This is a genomic window from Treponema sp. OMZ 790 (genome assembly GCF_024181285.1).
GTDB lineage: Bacteria > Spirochaetota > Spirochaetia > Treponematales > Treponemataceae > Treponema_B.
This window is the reverse complement of record NZ_CP051201.1, coordinates 1,233,905-1,251,470: the sequence shown is the minus strand read 5'-3', so window position 1 is coordinate 1,251,470 and position 17,566 is coordinate 1,233,905. Positions and strand designations below refer to the sequence as shown.

The 17,566-nt window shown below is 37.2% G+C and carries 19 protein-coding genes; 4 read left to right on the top strand and 15 right to left on the bottom strand.

From position 1 onward, the window contains the following. Window positions 1–2: 2 nt before the first annotated feature. The 12 genes from E4O01_RS06115 to E4O01_RS06060 form a co-directional block, all read right to left on the bottom strand. Window positions 3–1,178 (bottom strand): HD-GYP domain-containing protein, encoded by a 1,176-nt coding sequence (locus E4O01_RS06115; protein WP_253694893.1) that lies wholly within the window; start codon window positions 1,176–1,178, stop codon window positions 3–5. A gap of 30 nt (window positions 1,179–1,208) precedes the next feature. Continuing rightward, window positions 1,209–1,874, bottom strand: a complete 666-nt coding sequence (gene tsaB, locus E4O01_RS06110) for a tRNA (adenosine(37)-N6)-threonylcarbamoyltransferase complex dimerization subunit type 1 TsaB (protein ID WP_253694892.1) — start codon at window positions 1,872–1,874, stop codon at window positions 1,209–1,211. Next, window positions 1,871–2,299 carry a tRNA (adenosine(37)-N6)-threonylcarbamoyltransferase complex ATPase subunit type 1 TsaE gene (gene tsaE / locus E4O01_RS06105; RefSeq protein ID WP_253694891.1) on the bottom strand — a complete coding sequence of 143 codons (429 nt, stop codon included), beginning with the start codon at window positions 2,297–2,299 and terminating at the stop codon, window positions 1,871–1,873. Before tsaE ends, tsaB begins: the two co-directional genes overlap by 4 nt. Window position 2,300: 1 nt before the next feature. Next, entirely contained in the window at window positions 2,301–2,561 is a 261-nt protein-coding gene (locus E4O01_RS06100; protein WP_253694890.1) for a DUF4822 domain-containing protein, read from the bottom strand. Window positions 2,562–2,574: 13 nt separating this feature from the next. Next, entirely contained in the window at window positions 2,575–3,168 is a 594-nt protein-coding gene (locus tag E4O01_RS06095) for a hypothetical protein (protein WP_253694889.1), read from the bottom strand. Next, on the bottom strand, window positions 3,169–5,133 hold the full coding sequence (fliD, locus tag E4O01_RS06090; protein WP_253694888.1) for a flagellar filament capping protein FliD: 1,965 nt from the start codon (window positions 5,131–5,133) through the stop codon (window positions 3,169–3,171). It lies immediately after the preceding gene. A gap of 46 nt (window positions 5,134–5,179) precedes the next feature. After that, window positions 5,180–5,551, bottom strand: a complete 372-nt coding sequence (locus tag E4O01_RS06085) for a flagellar protein FlaG (protein ID WP_253694887.1) — start codon at window positions 5,549–5,551, stop codon at window positions 5,180–5,182. A 199-nt stretch (window positions 5,552–5,750) separates the two neighbouring features. Next, window positions 5,751–6,608: a flagellin N-terminal helical domain-containing protein gene (locus E4O01_RS06080; protein ID WP_253694886.1), complete on the bottom strand. Its 858-nt coding sequence runs from the start codon at window positions 6,606–6,608 to the stop codon at window positions 5,751–5,753. A gap of 285 nt (window positions 6,609–6,893) precedes the next feature. Next, on the bottom strand, window positions 6,894–7,754 hold the full coding sequence (locus E4O01_RS06075; protein ID WP_253694885.1) for a flagellin N-terminal helical domain-containing protein: 861 nt from the start codon (window positions 7,752–7,754) through the stop codon (window positions 6,894–6,896). Window positions 7,755–7,895: 141 nt separating this feature from the next. Further along, window positions 7,896–8,438, bottom strand: a complete 543-nt coding sequence (locus tag E4O01_RS06070) for a hypothetical protein (protein WP_253694884.1) — start codon at window positions 8,436–8,438, stop codon at window positions 7,896–7,898. 67 nt (window positions 8,439–8,505) lie between these two features. Next, window positions 8,506–9,504 carry a DHH family phosphoesterase gene (locus tag E4O01_RS06065; RefSeq protein ID WP_253694883.1) on the bottom strand — a complete coding sequence of 333 codons (999 nt, stop codon included), beginning with the start codon at window positions 9,502–9,504 and terminating at the stop codon, window positions 8,506–8,508. Window positions 9,505–9,568: 64 nt separating this feature from the next. Next, window positions 9,569–9,988 carry a hypothetical protein gene (locus tag E4O01_RS06060; protein ID WP_253694882.1) on the bottom strand — a complete coding sequence of 140 codons (420 nt, stop codon included), beginning with the start codon at window positions 9,986–9,988 and terminating at the stop codon, window positions 9,569–9,571. A gap of 146 nt (window positions 9,989–10,134) precedes the next feature. On the opposite strand from E4O01_RS06060, the gene E4O01_RS06055 reads away from it, so the two are divergent. The 4 genes from E4O01_RS06055 to E4O01_RS06040 all read left to right on the top strand — a co-directional run bounded on the left by E4O01_RS06055 (window position 10,135) and on the right by E4O01_RS06040 (window position 14,343). Then, window positions 10,135–11,271 (top strand): hypothetical protein, encoded by a 1,137-nt coding sequence (locus E4O01_RS06055; RefSeq protein ID WP_253694881.1) that lies wholly within the window; start codon window positions 10,135–10,137, stop codon window positions 11,269–11,271. 112 nt (window positions 11,272–11,383) lie between these two features. After that, entirely contained in the window at window positions 11,384–13,141 is a 1,758-nt protein-coding gene (locus E4O01_RS06050) for an aminopeptidase P family protein (RefSeq protein WP_253694880.1), read from the top strand. Between the two features lie 110 nt (window positions 13,142–13,251). Continuing rightward, window positions 13,252–13,476, top strand: a complete 225-nt coding sequence (locus E4O01_RS06045; protein WP_253694879.1) for a hypothetical protein — start codon at window positions 13,252–13,254, stop codon at window positions 13,474–13,476. Between the two features lie 123 nt (window positions 13,477–13,599). Further along, window positions 13,600–14,343 carry a YebC/PmpR family DNA-binding transcriptional regulator gene (locus tag E4O01_RS06040; RefSeq protein WP_253694878.1) on the top strand — a complete coding sequence of 248 codons (744 nt, stop codon included), beginning with the start codon at window positions 13,600–13,602 and terminating at the stop codon, window positions 14,341–14,343. 78 nt (window positions 14,344–14,421) lie between these two features. Here E4O01_RS06040 and gap read toward each other — a convergent pair whose 3' ends face one another. The 3 genes from gap to E4O01_RS06025 form a co-directional block, all read right to left on the bottom strand. After that, window positions 14,422–15,471, bottom strand: coding sequence for a type I glyceraldehyde-3-phosphate dehydrogenase (gene gap, locus E4O01_RS06035; RefSeq protein ID WP_253694877.1), 1,050 nt, complete (start codon window positions 15,469–15,471; stop codon window positions 14,422–14,424). Window positions 15,472–15,542: 71 nt separating this feature from the next. Next, the gene (locus E4O01_RS06030; protein WP_253694876.1) at window positions 15,543–16,394 is read right to left on the bottom strand and encodes a hypothetical protein; all 852 of its coding nucleotides are present in this window, start codon (window positions 16,392–16,394) and stop codon (window positions 15,543–15,545) included. After that, entirely contained in the window at window positions 16,394–17,542 is a 1,149-nt protein-coding gene (locus tag E4O01_RS06025; protein ID WP_253694875.1) for a hypothetical protein, read from the bottom strand. Before E4O01_RS06025 ends, E4O01_RS06030 begins: the two co-directional genes overlap by 1 nt. Window positions 17,543–17,566 lie beyond the last annotated feature (24 nt).

The window sequence follows — 17,566 nt, the reverse complement described above, 5'->3', positions numbered from 1 at the left end:
ATTTATTCTGCTTGATTTTGATCTTTATTTTGTTCCCAGACATAATTAAATTCTTTGTCAATGGTGCGGAATACTTCTATAAGGGTAGGATCAAAATGGGTTCCGGCTCCATTTGAAATATGTTCAACGGTTTCGTTATGAGGAATACTTTCTTTATATGATCTTTTCATCCTGAGAGCATCATAAACATCGGCTATTGCTACTATTCGTGCCGACAGCGGGATCATCTCTCCTGCAAGTCTGTAAGGATAACCTCTTCCGTCCCAGCGCTCATGATGGCTTAGGGTAATTTCCTTTGCCATAGGTATAGGATAATTTGCAAGGATTAGTGTTCCGTTAATGGTGTGCTCTCTCATAACTGCCCATTCTATATCATTAAGAGAACCTTTTTTTTGTAAGATATAATCGGGGGTGCCGATTTTTCCTATATCGTGTATGGCCGCAAGGGATGAAATATTATCGATAAAATCGGCATCTATTTGAGGAAATAAGTTTTCCTTAAACAAAGCTTCTGCCAGTGCTTTCGAATAATAATTGAGCCTTTCATTATGAAAGCCTGTATCGTTATCTTTTAATTTTGATGCGTTTAAAAGACTTTCCATTATCCCCTTATATTGATTTAAGTAGGAGCTGCTTATGTCTTCAAACATAACCCAATATCCGTTAAGTGCATTATTATCGAATAAGGGGAAAATGTTTGTTTTTGTGTACATGGTTTTACGGTATCTTGTTTTATGCTTTAAAACTCCAGACCAAGAATATCCCTGATTATGGGCTCTTAGTTTTTTTAAAAGATCATCAAGGCTAGATTTTTCAAGTGTGCTGCCGAATATGTTAAAGAAAGGTTTTTTTTCTATATTGTGATAGCCTTCAAAAAGATGTTTTACCGCATCACTCATGTACAAGATTAAAAAATTTTTATCCAACAGCATTGAGCACACTGTCGGCGTTGCAAGCAGGTCTACAGCCGTTTTTAAAACTTCAGTTTTAATTTCTTGATTGTTTAAATTTACAGGATGAAGAAGACTATCTGGGTCATTTTGATAAATATCGCCGCTCAACTCCTCCAAATCTTCTTCAACCTCATCAAGAATTTCTACCTCATCAAGAGTGAGAAATGTTTTTTCATGAAGTTTTTCTCGTTTAGGTTTCTTTCCCTTTTTTTTAGTTTTTTTCATAGGTTCAAGTTCCTTTTTTTCAGAAAATACTTAATATTCTGCGTCGCTTTTCCTTATATATACAGGACCTTCATGATCCTCAACCTTTATACAATTTTGACCTGCCGTAAAACAATCCAGTAATATTTTTGAAGAAATTTCCTTATCTGCCTCCATAAAGGTAAAATTATCCGATTTAAAAGCCATATCTTCTTTAGCCATATCTTCTTTGAATTTTTTTGTTCCAAAACCGCAAATAATAGTTTTTTTATCTTTATCGATAAGTTTAAGAGCTTCTTGTGCGCTTATATCGAGAGCTTCAGAAACAGGCTTTTTATTTTTAAAAGCCTGCACATAAAAACAATCTCTTTTTGCATCGATTATAGACAAGAATTGACTTTCTTCACCGTATTTATGACAAAGGGCCTGCAAAATAGAGACGCAAAAAAACTGAGCATTGGTTTGCAGCTGAATTGCTTTTGCGGTGGAGTATGCAAGCCTTAACCCGGTAAAGCCTCCCGGACCTTGAGGACATACCAAGATATCGGTTTCGTTTACAGAAAATCCGGCTTCTTTTACGGCCTTTTCCAATGCAGGAATAAGAATTGCCGAGTGTCTTGCCTTAGAGGGAGTAAATATAGAGGTAAATATTCCTTCTTTTCCTTGAGCCGTTATTGTAATGGAAGCCCAACTTGTATCAATGCAAACTATGTTCATAAATCCTCATAAAGTCCGTTATCGATGACTATTTTTCTTGAATTGTCATCATTTATTGTTATGTTTATATAAATAGTGTTTGAAGGTAAAACCGGCTTTACCTTTTCACTCCATTCAATGACGCAAACTCCTTCTCCATATAGCATTTCTTCGGTGCCTAAGTCTAAAAAATCTTCAATTCCTTCAAGCCTGTATACATCCATATGATATAGATGAAGCCTTCCCGAATATTCGGATATCAAGGTAAAAGTAGGGCTGGTAATATCTTCTTGAATATCCAAGCCTTGTGCTATACCCTTTGTAAGATAGGTTTTTCCGGCTCCGAGAGTTCCGCTTAGAGCTATAACATCTCCTTTTTTTAATTTTTTTCCTATCTTTTTTCCTAAATCAGTAGTTTCATCTTCGGTCTTTACTATAAAATCCATATTAGGGTAATTTCCTCGTTTCGATTAAACGGCGGACACAGGCTTTTAATTCCATCATTATCTGCAAAACGGGGTAATCTATTTTATCCAGCATTTGTACCTGTATTTCCGTTTCTCCTGTAGGTTTATGTTCTACAAAAAATTCAACCTTTCCGTTTTGCTCTTTGCCCAATATTGTATAAATAGCTGTTCCGACATATTTTTGCCGATAATATATGTGAGTATCTTCTTTTTCGATATTTTTTATTTCAGAAACAATCATTTTTATTCTCCGGTTATGCTTTTATTGATAATAAACCATTTCCTAACTTTTTTACAAGCGGTGCCAATTCATATTCGGCAATGTCCGATATTTCTACGGTGTCGATACCTTCAATTGCATTTATTATAGCATCCAAATTGGACGATATTTCTTTTTGATATTCGCCTAATGTCATCTCGCCGAAATTTAAATCGTTCGGAATATCGGCAATATCAAACAATTTTGCCGTTTCATAAAGTTTTGCCAAATTAAGCGAAAATTCTTCTATCGTTTTGATAACTTCCATATCGTTTCCCGTTTGTACTTTGATAGGAATTTGTTCGATTTCTTCTGAATTTTTTATAAATATTTGACCAAGTTCTTTTAAAAGTTCTTTAATGTCATCTCCGCTTGTGGTAAAAAGCTCAATAGTTATATCTTCTTGCAGAGACTTTGTAAAAAGCTCATCTAGTTGGCTTAAAGTCAATTCTTTACCGTCTGCACATACTTGCGTTATCGTATTTTTTTGCTTTCGGCATACTTCTTCAATGTTTCCTAGTACGTCGCCTATTGTTGTTTCGGTATCGAATTTTAAGTCGATTTCCTGTCCATTTAATTTTATGTTCATTTATTCATCCTTAGTTTTTTTTAGAGAATCGGTAAAATTCTTCATTGTCTGCGATTGTTTTTGTAAACTTTTTAAGGTTCCATCCATTATTCCGTATTTCTTTTTAAGAGCCAGCTCTTTTTCGGCTAATTTTTTGTCATAGTTTTCTATTCTTTTTTGGGAAGAATCCATCTTTAGTTTTAAGGAGTCTGTTTTTACACCGAAGATACCGCCTCTTTGTGTATAAGGATCGATATATTCATACATTGCGTGTGCAAGCCCGGAATCTATTAAAATATCTCCGTCAGAATCAAAACCGAAAAACAGTTTTACTTCTTCCATATTGTTGTTTAAGGCTTCATCAAGTTTTTTTTCGTCAATCTCCAAATATCCTCTAAGACGGGACATATCTATGCCGCCTGAAGAATCGGATTTTGTGGAAACGCCAAGTTGAGCCAGCATATATATTTTTGAATCCTCCGATGCCTTATATGGAGTATTTATTGTCTGTCTCAAGTTGGATTTTAATGTCATCAGAGTAGAGTCGCTGTACATAAGTCCTAATTTTTTTTGCGCATCTTCAACTTCCGCTTCCGAAAGATAGGTCAGCTCTTCGATTATTTCCGGCTTATTTTGGGTCAATATGTTTATTTGAGCAAAAACACGATTGTATTTGGCTACCAGTTCGATAATCGCATTTTTGACAGCCTCTACATCGGGTTTTATAGTCAGTTTTTCCTGTTTTTCCGAAGTTTCGTGAGCATGAAGGGTTACTCCGGGTATTAAGTCGTCTATATCGTTTTTATCTCTTTTAATTTGTATGCCTTCAAAGTTGATTATTGCATCCTGCGCTGTCGAAACGGGGTTTACCGGAACATAGTCTCCGGCGGCCTTAGGATCGAATATTTTGATATTTTCGATAAAGACAGCCTTATCGGTGTTATTATTGTTTATTGCAAGAGCTTTTACATCCCCGTATTCGGCCAATGGAATTGTAATTGTCTGTGTTTCCGCATTTTTAGAAAGAGGGGGCAGGGGAATAAGTACTCCTCTTGTTGACTCTAAAGCTAAAATATTCATGTCAGTTTTCGATGCCGAAGCTGAAGGTTTATCGGCGCTCTGCATTTTATCGAGGCCGTCTTTTGAGGGTTCATTTTGTATTACTATGCCTCTGTATGATATTGAGCCTATTTGTTCATAAATTTTGTTTCCATTGTCTTCAATTTTGTCTGAAAGTTTTGTAGGCTCTTTCATCGAAACGGTAAGCTCCATTACGTATTGACCTTTAGCTTTTACGGTTTCGGAAAAATTTATTTTTTGTGAGGATTCGGGCTTAGTTTCAACTGAAGAGACCGAGGTTTTTATGGCCGATGTATCGTTTTTTTTGATAAGACCCATCTCAAGAGCGAAGGGCAGGGCATCATCTGCAAATTCCAATCTGTTATTTGCACCGGTTATATTGGATGAAAATAAAAGGGACTTAGTGTCAGGCGTTATTTTTATTTCGGTTATGTTTAAAATTTCCTTCGCCTTGGAGTTTATAAGGTCGATAAAGCCCTTATATTTTCCTCCCTTCCAATTTACGGATATGTTTTTTTCTCCCACTTTGAAGGTGTATTTTCCTTTTTTTATTTGAAGGTCTTTACTAATTTCACTGCTTAAAAATTTATCGGCTTCTGCAACTTGAACTATATTGAGTTTTACGTTTTGATCCTTAGCTCCTCTGGAAGCTGTAGCCGTAAAGGATCTTTCATTAGTGGATTCTGCTATTTTTTCTACAAAAGGATTATTAAAAGAATATAGGTCTCTTGCAGCATTGCGCACTTCAAGAGAGAATTTATTGACCTGCCTCCACGAATCATCCTGTAATTTCAGGCGTTCAAGTTTTTCGGCTTCTCTGTCGCGAGGAACTCTTTCCTTTTTAATCAAAGCTTCAACAAGCTTTTCGTATGGACTATTGACTCCCGGTATACTTAAATCGGACATTTAAACCCCTGTTTTTTCTAATACCTAAAAAAGGGAAAATTTCCGACTAGATTGTTTCGTCAAATAAAAGGCCGACCGTTTCGCGTATTCTTGCTTGCAGTCTTTGTATTTCTTCGGATGGAATTTCCCTGATTACCTTGTCGGTATTTGCGTCTATTACCTTAATGACTATACGGTTTGTTTCTTTGTTTACTCTAAATTGTAATTTACGATCGCACATCTCACATAATTTTTGGATTTGTGCAACAGCTTTTGAGATTTCATTCGGGTCCACCAGCTTCTTTTGATTTTCGGCTTGTTCGGCAGCTTCGTTTTGTGCTATTGCATCGGATGCAGCCCGCATTGAGCCGTTAATCACGGTATCACGTCTTTGCTGTAATGCTGCTTGGTGCCCTATGCCGTTTACTTCTATACTCATAAAAAACCTCCTTGGCTTTAAAATAGACATCATCCGTGACATCTAAATATAGTTATAACGTTTTAAGCATCAACTCTTAGCAGTAAAAAAAAGGAAGAAGAAGGGCGCATCTTCATCTTCCTAAAAATTCTAAAGGCTTTTAACTTCAAGAGATGACATCCGGTTATCTCTTTTATCGGCCTTTACAAGATCTGCTTCGTTATTGAAGAAGCCTAATAACAGCCTGAGGCTGTGCATTGGCTTGTGCCAACATAGCAGTTCCTGACTGGATCAAGATCTGGTTCTTTGTATAGTCTACAATTTCCTTAGCCATATCTGCATCTCGGATTCTTGATTCGGCAGCCTGCATATTTTCGGAAGCAATTGCTATACCGTTATATGCCATTTCAAACCTATTCTGGTATGCACCCAGGTCTGCACGCTGCTTGTTAATCTGTTTAAGAGCATTATCAAGGGTTCCCAATGCCATGTTTGCACCGTCTACTGAAGACATAGAAATCATCTTGTCTTCTCCGCCCTGCTGCTCTCCAATAATACCGAGTGCTGTAGCTGTCATTGTTCCTATATAGATCTTTTCTCTTTGATCCATATTTGCACCGACATGGAGCTGCATGGGTCCCGATACGGAATCCTGTGCGAAGCGGCCTGTAAGGATATTCATTCCATTGAACTGAGCATGACTTGCGATTCTGTCTACTTCGTCAACAAGCTGCGAAACTTCGACTTGAATCTGCATTCTGTCTTCTGCAGAATAAATACCGTTTGAGGCTTGGATAGCCAATTCTCTTAATCTCTGAACTATATCTGTAGTTTCACCTAGATAACCTTCCGTTGCTTGAATGAAAGAAACACCGTTTTGAATGTTCTGTCCGGCTTGGTTTAAACCTCTGATCTGGCTGCGCATCTTTTCGGATACGGCTAAACCGGAAGCATCGTCACCTGCACGGTTGATTCTTTCCGCACTGGAAAGTTTTTCGATGTTTTTTGCGAGATGAAGTTCGTTGACTCCTCCCTGTCTCTGTGCAAACATTGCACTCATATTGTGATTAATAATCATATGACCCTCCCTGAAGTCCTATAGTTCAGCATCCTTTGCTGAAAAATATTCCTGTATTTTATAATAATGCATAAAATTTAGCGCCTTTTATACAAATTATAAACACAGTATTATTAACAATTTTCTTCAAACTGCTAATAATACTGTGATACAGGGCTTCATAAGGGCCGCCCCTCAAGGGGGCATTTTTTCAAAGATCGCTTAAGCGTGCAGGGGAAATCCCCTTCACGCTTAACTCATTATACTCTTATAATTAAAAAAATACAAGAGTATTTTACAAATTTGTTACCTTAAAAGAGACATTACAAGCTGGCTGTTGTTGTTAGCCTGAGCGAGCATTGCAGTACCGGTATTTGACAAAATCTGGTTTTTGGTGTATTCAACCATCTGTTTTGCCATATCGGCATCACGAATTCTTGACTCTGCGGCTTGGAGGTTTTCGGCAGCGATATCGATACCTACAACCGTCAACTCCATTCTGTTCTGGTAAGCGCCGAGGTCGGCTCTTTGCTTGTTGATCTTTTTAAGACCTTCATCGATTGTTCCGATGCTCATGTTTGCAGCATCAGCTGTTTCGATTGTCATGATTGATTCATCACCGATATTTCGGATTCCGAGAGCTGCTGCAGACATTGTTCCAATGTATACGCGCATTCTCTGATCCATGTTTGCACCAATGTGGAACCACATTGAACCGGTAACAACATTTTCACCTGTTGCTCTGGCAAAGCGGCCTGTAAGCATGTTCATACCGTTAAATTGGGCTGAACTTGCAATTCGGTCAACTTCGGCAACGAGCTGAGAAACTTCAACCTGAATCTGCATTCTGTCTTCAGCGGAATAGATACCGTTTGAAGATTGAACGGCCAGTTCTCTGATTCTCTGCATGATGTCGGTTGTTTCCTGCAAGAAAGCTTCGGCTACTTGAATAAAGTTAATGCCGTTTGAAGCGTTTGCAGAAGCTTGGTTTAAACCTCGAATTTGGCTTCTCATTTTCTCGGAAACTGCAAGACCGGAAGCGTCATCGCCTGCACGGTTAATGCGTAAACCGGATGAAAGTTTTTCGATGTCTTTACCGATGCGTACATTGGTAACACCCTGCGTTCTCTGTGCGAACATCGCACTCATGTTGTGATTAATAATCATAGATATTCCTCCCTGGAATAATGTTTTTATAAAGCATCCTTGCTTTATTTTGAGGATAGAAGACCCTCATTATCTATCTTCGGTTTTATGATTCTAAAACTTTAGGGCTTTTTTTTAAAAAATTAAAAAAAAATGCGATTTTTATTCTTCATCGTCTATATCTGCCGGATCTTTTAATATATTTGAGTCAAAAAGACGTGAAAGCTCTCTTTCGGAATATCTTTTGGATGCCGAAAAACTATCCCGGACAATTTCAATTGTTTCTTTGTCGAGAATGAGCTTTTTTTCGTCCCTAAGATAAACTGCAAAATCTTCAAAAACGGAAAGAGGCAGCCATGGGAAGGCTATTTCAAAAATATTAAACCATTGACAGTAGGGAAGCGTGGTTTCTTTATTTATCAATATCCCCTGATCTTTTAATTTATCCCTTTCTTCAGGTTTAAGCGTAAACATTTTTTGATTTAAGAGTTCGCAGTATTCTTGTGTAGAAAAAAGGGCTCCGACCTTTCTTATTAAGTCCATTTTATAAACCGAGGGTATATCAGCTAAAATAGAGGCCGTAACGATATTCATTCCTTCATTTATGATCTCAAAGGGCTTTTTATTTTCTGCTGCGGCCATTTCCATTGTATGTTTTATATCGCCTTTTTCCAAAAGCGGAAACAAAATTTCATCGTTATTCAAAACTTTTCTCCTATTGCATTATCGAAAGCATTCTACCACATTATCTTAAAAAAATCAATCTTAGAATTTACATTTGGCTCCCGAAGGCTTCAACGAATTTGGGTATCAGTTCATCGAATTTTCCTTCGATGTATAGACCCGAAGCCTGTTTATGGCCGCCTCCGCCGAAAGATAAGGCTATCTTACTTACATCAATCTTGTCCAAAGACCTAAAGCCTACCGAACAATGAGTTGGAGATTCCTGCCTTACAATACATATAGCTTCAACTCCTTCCATTGTCTGAATCAGTTGATATAATATATCTGAATCTCTGCTTTCAAGTCCGAATTCCATAGCATCATCATAGGTTTCATACGAAATAACAAGCCTTCCGTCATAATAGGGTTTCATTCTATCGAGAATTCGGGAAATAAGGAGGCGTGAAGCAAACTTTTTTCCTCCGTTCATTTTCATAAAGGTTTGTTTTGGATTGGCTCCGGCTGCAATTAGACGGGAAGCGTGGTTAAAAACTTCGGCACTTCTTTCATCTAAATGTCTAAAAAAGCCTGTATCAGTACAAAGTCCAAAAAATAAGGCTTCCGCTTCTTCTTTTGTCGGTTTTTCGCCCATTTCTTCGATAATGGACTGAATCAGATATGTTGTTGAAGGAGCTTCAGGCATTATAAGGGAATTATCTGACCTTTCGGTGTTTGTAGCATGATGGTCTATTATAATATAATTAAAATTCCTAATCAGGGTTGCAATGTCTCCGACCCGATCAAAACCCGAGCAGTCAAGGATTATGAGGCCTGAGTTTTTGGGATTGATCTTATCTGAAATTTCAAGTTTATCGGTAAAAAACTTTTCATAATCTTTGATTTCTGTGCGCTTAAAAGGTCCTGCGGACATTAAAATACAGTTTTTGTTTTTTCTTTTGAGGAATAAGGACATCGCAAGACAGCTTCCAATACAGTCGCCGTCAGGTTCTTTATGGCCTGCAATAATAAAATTCTCATAGTTGTCCAAAAATTCAATCAATTTCACAGGAATTAAAGGTTTCCTGATTGCTGAGCTGTTGTTATGCATGTCTTCCTCATAAACCCCTCTAAAGCTTGTTAAGCCTTAGAGGGGAAGTAACTGTTTTTGGATTTTAAAATTTTAGTTCAAGGCTTTCTATGCCGTCAAATTTAGAGTCATAGACATTTGGAGTTTTTAATGCGCCCCATATCGGGCTTCCTAAGTCTCTGGGAGCGGCTATTTTTATATGATCAAACTTTCCGTCTTTAATATAAAAAGACAGGTACGGATTAACTCTGGTGTTTACCAGTTCCATTTTGGCTCTCCCATCTTTAGGTTCAAGCCATGCTTTAGGAATAAACACTTCTGCATGTTTTAATCCGGCTCTTCGGTAGATTACATAAAAGCCCTTTGAATGTGCAAAGATTTTTAAAATTTGCACATTTACATAGTAAACATCTGCTTCATCAACATTTTGTGAAAAAGACGGAGCAATCGTAAAAAGGGAAAAAATTAGAACAAGAAAGACTAAACTTAGTATCGATTTCTTCATATATTCCTCCAATTAGCACATTATACACATAAGTTATGAATTTTTCAAGTGTAAAATTGTAAAATATTTACAATATTGACAAATACTTATAAAAAATGTTATTTTCTTGTTTTATTACTATAAAAATAAAATTTAGGAAAAAAATTATGGATAAAATTGTTTTACTTGAAGTTAATAATTCAAAACTATTGAATGAATTTGCTCTTTTACCTTTTGAGTTGTATAAGAATGATAGTTCATGGATACCGCCTATTATAAGCGAGTATAAAAAATATGTGTCGGGAATCGATAATTCTTTATGTGATGCAGGCCCTCACGTAAAGATAGTTGCTCAAATTGACGGAAAAACAGTAGGCCGTATTTTGTACGGAATTGACGGTAAATTGAATGAATATAAAAAAATTCGGGTCGGTTATATTTCTCAATTTGAGTGTATTGAAGATTATGCCGTCGCCGAAAAAATGCTTGATGCTGCAAAAAAATGGTTTTTGGAAAAAGGTATGGATAGAATTAAAGGCCCTCTTTCTCTTCCGGGAGGGGAAGATAACCGGGGATTTATTACCGATAATTTTGAAAACCGCACATATATAATGAATACCTATAACAAAAAATATTATAACGACTTTTTTATAAGGTTCGGGTTCGAAAAATATTGGGATTGCTATGCTTATCATGCCCGTTTTGATGATGTCGATGCAAGCCGATATGTACGATTAGCTCCTTTGGTAGAAAAGCGCTATGGGTTTCATGTAGATCATATTGACTTAAAAAAGAATGTTAAGCGGGATATAGGAGATGTTCACACAATTCTTTTAAATTCCGAACCTGAAGAATGGGAAGACTTTATGCCCATGACCCGTAAAGAAATTGATATGGTTTTAAAACAGCTGATATCTTTCGCCGATGAGGAATTGATTTTTATTGCGAGAACAGCTGATGGCAGTCCCATAGGTTTTAATGTTACTCTTCCCGATTATAATGATGTATTGAAGCACCTCAAAGGTAAGCTTTTTCCCTTAGGTATTTTTAAATTCCTTTATTATAAACGTAAAATGAGACGTCTTAGAACTTTTGTTTTATTTGTTGATCCTAAATATCGTAATAAAGGTGTTTCAGCAGCTATTTATTCACGCCTGTATCAAGCTGCAATAAAAAAAGGCTATATTGAAGGCGAAGGCTCTACTATTTGGGAGTACAATATTCCCATGATTACCGACATCGAAAAAACAGGGGCAAAGAGGGATATAGTTTATAGAATTTATCAATATCATTTGAACCGATAAACGTTTTATTAAATTTACATAGTAAATGGTTTACATATTAAAAGGCTTTACATAAAATATAAATAGTATTATACTCTCAAGACATAAAATTATATTTTAAAGGATGGTTTATATGAATATACGAGATAGAGTTGCCGCTCTAAGGCAAAAAATGAAGGAGCATTCTTTAAGTGCTTATTTGATCCCTTCTTCCGATCCTCATCAAAGTGAGTATTTACCCGAAAACTATAAAACACGCGAGTTTATTTCGGGTTTTACGGGATCTGCAGGAACCGTTCTTGTTACCAAGGATAAGGCTATTTTATGGACGGACGGCCGTTACTTTTTACAGGCTGAAAAGCAGCTTGAAGGATCCGGAATTGAACTTTATAAAATGATGGAGCCGGGGGTTCCCACCGTAAACGAGTTTTTAAAATCCGCTTTAAAACCGGGTGAAAAACTCGGAATGGATGGTAAGGTTGTATCTGTTTACAGCTTTGATTCTATGCAAAAAGAGCTTGGTGGTATTGAACTTGTTACAGATATCGACCTAATAGACGAAATCTGGAAAGACCGTCCTCAGGCTGTTTTAAGTGAAGCTTTTATCTTAGAGGAAAAATACACAGGAAAATCCGCAAAAGAAAAGATTGAAGAAGTCCGCTCCATGCTTACCGAAAAAAAAGCCGATTCTACGGTTATCGGAGCCCTTGAAGATGTCTGCTATCTTTTTAATGTCCGCGGAAGAGATGTAAGATGTAATCCTGTTGTTACCGCTTATGCAATAATCGATAAAACTAGGGCAATTATTTTTATTTCGCCGAAACAGTTAACCGACGAGGTTGAATCATACTTTGTTTCTCAAGGGGTTACGGTAATGGGGTATGAAGATGTCTTTGCAGAAGCCGCAAAACTTACAGGAAAGGTTTACATAGATCCTGCAAGAACAAATGTGTATTTGTACAGCCAAATCAAAGCAAATGTTGAAAAAGGTTTAAATCTAACCTCAACGCTTAAAGCAATAAAAAATGCCGTTGAGCTTAAAAACTTCGATGACGCTATGGAAAAAGACGGCGCCGCAATGGTAAAAATCCTAAAATGGGTAGAGGAAAATGCAGGAAAAGGTATTACAGAATGGGATGTAAGCGAAAAACTCTTAAAATTCAGGGCAGAAGGCAAGGACTTTTTAGAAGAAAGTTTTGAGACCATCTCAGGCTACGGCCCCAACGGTGCCATCATTCACTATGCGCCTTCCCCTGCCGAATCTGCAAAACTTCAACCTAAGAGTTTCTTGCTTTTGGACAGCGGAGGACAGTATCTAAACGGTACAACAGATATTACTCGAACCATAAAACTTGGAGAACTTACAGAGCAGGAAAAAACGGACTACACACTCGTTTTAAAAGCCCATATTTCCCTTGCCCGTGCTAAATTTAAGGCCGGAACCACCGGACATGCTATCGATACCATCCCCAGAGAGCACCTTTGGGCTAGAGGACGGGACTACAAACACGGTACAGGCCACGGGGTAGGTTATGTGCTTTCCGTTCATGAAGGACCTCAATCGATTTCAAGCCGATTTTTAGATGTTCCAATGAAAATCGGTATGGTAACTTCCAATGAGCCCGGTCTCTATGTTGCAGGAAGTCACGGAATACGTATAGAAAGTTTGGTGGTTACTACCGATTTTATGAAAACCGAAGACGGAGAATTCTATCAATTTAAAACGATTACCCTTTGCCCCATTGATACACGACCCATTGTACCCGGAATCTTGTCGGCAGAGGATATCGAATGGCTCAACGAATATCATAAAGAGGTTTGTGAAAGACTTACACCTTATCTGGATGAACAGCACAAGGTATTCTTAAAAGAAAGAACAAGGGCAATTTAATGATAAAAAATGCTTTAAACCGAAAAAAAATCGTTTTTTTACTCGACAAAGTATGAAAAATGAGGTAGAATGATATATATTGATATAAACAAATGTTAAGGAGTATTATTATGAAGACATTGAACTGTGATATTTGTAGAAAAGAGCTGGTAAATCCTATTACGGGAATGACTTACTGGCATATCCGCGAATATGACGTCTGCGAAGCTTGTAAAGATGCTATCGAGTTTAAATTAAAACCCGTTATCCGAAAGCATTTCCCTTATTCTCAAGACTGGTATGAACATGAGTTTATGGCCTTGATCGAAAAGGGTGTTGCTTCACGACGTCCATAAACCTGCTTTAAAAGCCCGATATGAATTTATATCGGGCTTTTTTTTAACTTTTTGCATTGACATATTTTGTTTTTTTGTGTAATATTAAACTCTATTTTTTTTAGAAGAGATTAAGGAGTTTTCATGTCAGGACATAGTAAATGGGCTACAATTAAACATGCCAAAGGAGCAGCTGATGCTAAAAGAGGCCAGCTGTTTACTAAATTTATTAAAGAAATTTCAATTGCTGCAAAAATGGGCGGCGGAGATCCCGCTACCAACCCCAGACTTAGAACAGCCGTTTTAAAAGCTCGTGCTGCAAATATGCCTAAGGATAATATAGAAAGAGCTATTAAAAAAGGAACGGGAGAACTCGGTGCCGTAAACTATGAAGAATTATTGTATGAAGGTTATGGGCCCGGCGGAGTTGCCGTTTTGGTTGAAGTCTTAACGGACAATAAAAATAGAACAGCCGCCAGTGTCAGAAATATTTTTACAAAAAGCGGCGGAAACTTGGGTGCAACAGGTTCCGTAGCCTATATGTTTAACCGAAAAGGCGTTATTGAATATGATGCAGAAATTGTAAATGAAGAAGCAATTATGGAAGTTGCTCTCGAAGCCGGAGCCGAAGACATTGCAACTGAAGACGGCGTTATTACCGTTACCACAGATCCAAATGACTTTGCATCTGTGCTTGAAGCCTTACAGGAGAAAGGTTTTGAATCCGTATCTGCTGCCGTTTCCATGGTTCCCGATACCTATGTAGCTTTGGATGCCGATACAACTCAAAAAGCTTTGAAGATGATCGATAAGTTGGAAGAGGATGATGACGTCCAAACAGTTTCCACAAATATTGACATCCCTGAAGGATTTGAAATGCCGGAATAAGGTTTAAAAAACTTATAAGAAAACCCTGCACTATGAATCAGCTGCAGGGCTTTTTATTTTGGTTAATTTAAACGAGTTTTACTTTGTAATAAATTTAAGTAAATCTATTACTCTGTTGGAATAACCCCATTCATTGTCATACCATGAAACAAGTTTAAAAAATCTCTTTTCACCGGGAAGATTGTTTTGTAAGGTTGCTTTGCTGTCGTATATTGAAGAATGAGAATCATGGATGATATCCGTCGATACTATTTCTTCATCACAATAGGCTAGAACACCCTTTAGATAGCTTTCCGAGGCTTTTTTGATAGCAGCATCGATTTCTTCGATGCTGCTATCTTTTTCGGTGCGTATTGTTAAGTCAACAACAGAACCTGTCGGGGTAGGAACTCTAAAGGACATGCCTGTGAGCTTTCCCTTTGTGGAGGGCAAAACTTCACCTACAGCCTTTGCAGCTCCTGTGGTTGAAGGGATTATGTTTACAGCTGCAGCCCGTCCGCCTCTCCAGTCTTTTAGAGAAACTCCGTCTACCGTCTTTTGAGTTGCCGTGTAGGCGTGGATTGTAGTCATAAGACCTGTCTCAATTCCAAAACCTTCTTTTAAAAGAATATGGACAACAGGAGCCAAACAATTGGTTGTACAGCTTGCATTTGAAACTACATGATGCTCTGCCGGCTTGTACTCATTTTCATTTACGCCCATAACAAAGGTTTTGATGGGTTTTGCCGGATCTTTACTTTTTCCGGGGGCGGAAATGATAACTTTTTTTGCTCCGGCATCAAGATGTTCATAAGCTTTTTCGTTTGTATAAATACCTGTACTTTCGATTACTACATCGATTCCAAGAGCCTTCCACGGTAATTGAGCCGGTGTCAGACCTTTGCCGGATATACATTTGATTTTATGACCGTTTACAACCAGAACATCATCTCCGTCAGTGCCGATTTCGGCATTCATCTTGCCTTGTACCGAATCATATTTTAACTGATAGGCAAAATACTTTGCATCCGTTGAAAGGTCAACAACTGCAACAACATCGAATTTGTCCTTTCCGAGTAAATTTTGATTTACCAAGGCTTGAAAAACAAGTCTTCCGATTCTTCCGAATCCGTTGATAGCTACCTTCATAAAAAACTCCTTATCTTTTATATTTAACCTATAAAGGTTGTAAGCTTTGTTTAAGATTCCGTTTTAGCGGATTAGTTAATATTCAAAATAATACCGGCTTCCGCTTTGAAAAAAAACTTTTTAACCGGGGCTCCTTTTTTTGTTACTGAAAAAGAAAACACCGAAGCTCCAAAGTTAACAAACCATTCTATATCACTTGATATATAATGATTTACTCCCGTTTCCAATACTATATTGCCTATCTTTTCGCTTGGTACTCCGGTTTTTTGAAAATGATTAATCCTATAAATTATGTTTAACGGAATCCTTATACCTGACGGCTTAGAGTATGATAGTGTATAAAAACCTAAGTCGGTGATGGAAATATGTGTTTCATCGGATGATTCAACAATACTCTTATTTTTTTGAGAAATTTTTACTGAGGCGAGTATATTAGGGAATCTCCATCCTGCAACAAATTCTCCGTTTTGCAGATACACGTTTTTGGTTTTTACGGCTGCAAGAGGAATTGAAAAATTCGTATCTAATGAGGTAAAAAATCCTATGGGTAATTTAAAAGAAAGGGAAGTGCCCAGACCCGGTTGAAAGATAGTCGTTATATTCTTGTTGTCAATACCCGCATTAAACAAACTCAATGTAGGTCCAATCGAAATATTTAATAAATCTGTTGTATAAGCTATTCTTCCTCCGATTGTGTTTCCTATACCTAGCTCCCGCTGAATATATAATTTTCCGGTTACATTTTTGCCTAGATTTTCGTCTAAAATCAATTTAAATCCGAAATCGGGTATTTTTCCTGTAATTCCTTTTGAGTTAAAAGGTGTATTTCCGACGCTTACTGAAGTTTCAATTTCGAGGGAAAATACGCTTGTTATGCATATAAAAAAAATCGCAACGCTTAAAATTTTTTTATAAAAATTCATTAGTACACCGCCTTTATTGATATTTGTGCTGTTATCATTTTTGATATATCGTTGTAAAGTAATGGGTTTACGGGAAGTCTAAAGTCAAATTCGATGCTTTCAAATTTCAAAGTATAAAAAGGACTTACTAAAAATGAAAAAGGTGTAATAACTGTGGGTTTTAACGGATTTACCGTGCCCATCAGATGAATACCGCCGTGTGTATCCGAGTTTCCAAAACTTATATCCGCACTAAGTCCCATAAAAAAAGAATCTTTTAGTGAAGGATCTTTGATGCTTTGCGGAAGTAAAAATACGGGAGATACAAAACAAGCCACAGCCGACTGCATAAAGTTCTTTTTTATCCTTGCTTCAAAGGAAGCATAGAAGTTTGAAGTAAAGTCTTTTACGCTCATGTTTTCAATTTTTATTTCTGCAAGGCCCGCTTCAGAGAAAAAATCGTAGTCGTCATCGGTTTTAAAAAGCACGGCAACTCCGGCTCTTAATTTTGTTTTCTTTAAGTTTTTGGGGAAAGAAGCTCCTGCAAAAAAATCGAAGGCAAAAAAGTCAAAAGCTCCTCCCAGCCTAAAGTCAGATTTGATTTGCAAATCGTCATTTATTTTTTCATTCCAAGTTACATATGTTCCCATGTAAAGCCTTGAAGTAAAAGCTCCGTAAATACCTAAACCTGTTCCTTGAACAAAGTTGCGAGGACGGAACGCAGAACCGGGATGATGTCTTCGAAACTCAGGTTCAGGTATTTTTGTTTTAAGAAGTTCCTGTAAAACGGAATCCGATCCCAAGGTGTCGTATTTACCCGTAAAAATTCCGATAGCAACCGGCTTGTTCTTTATTTTCGGAAAATTAATTGAGGCTCCCCAAAAACGGAATTTTCCGTCGAATTGGGGATCTTGCGGCGAATAAAAGAACTCCGGAAGTTTTTCGATGTTTGCATCGATATCCATATCGAAATAAACTGTATGATGCGGTGCAAACCTTAGTTTGAATAACAAAGCAGAGCTGCCCGTTACATAGGGTGCTTTATTTATGCCGTATAAAAGATTTGTGTTTTCAAAATGAGGAATCGAAAAACTTTGCGCGAAAATAACGGATGTTTTTATTAAAAAGAGAAACAATAAAAATTTTATTTTTTTGCTGTTTGTACTCATATTCTAGTATTTTACAATAAATAT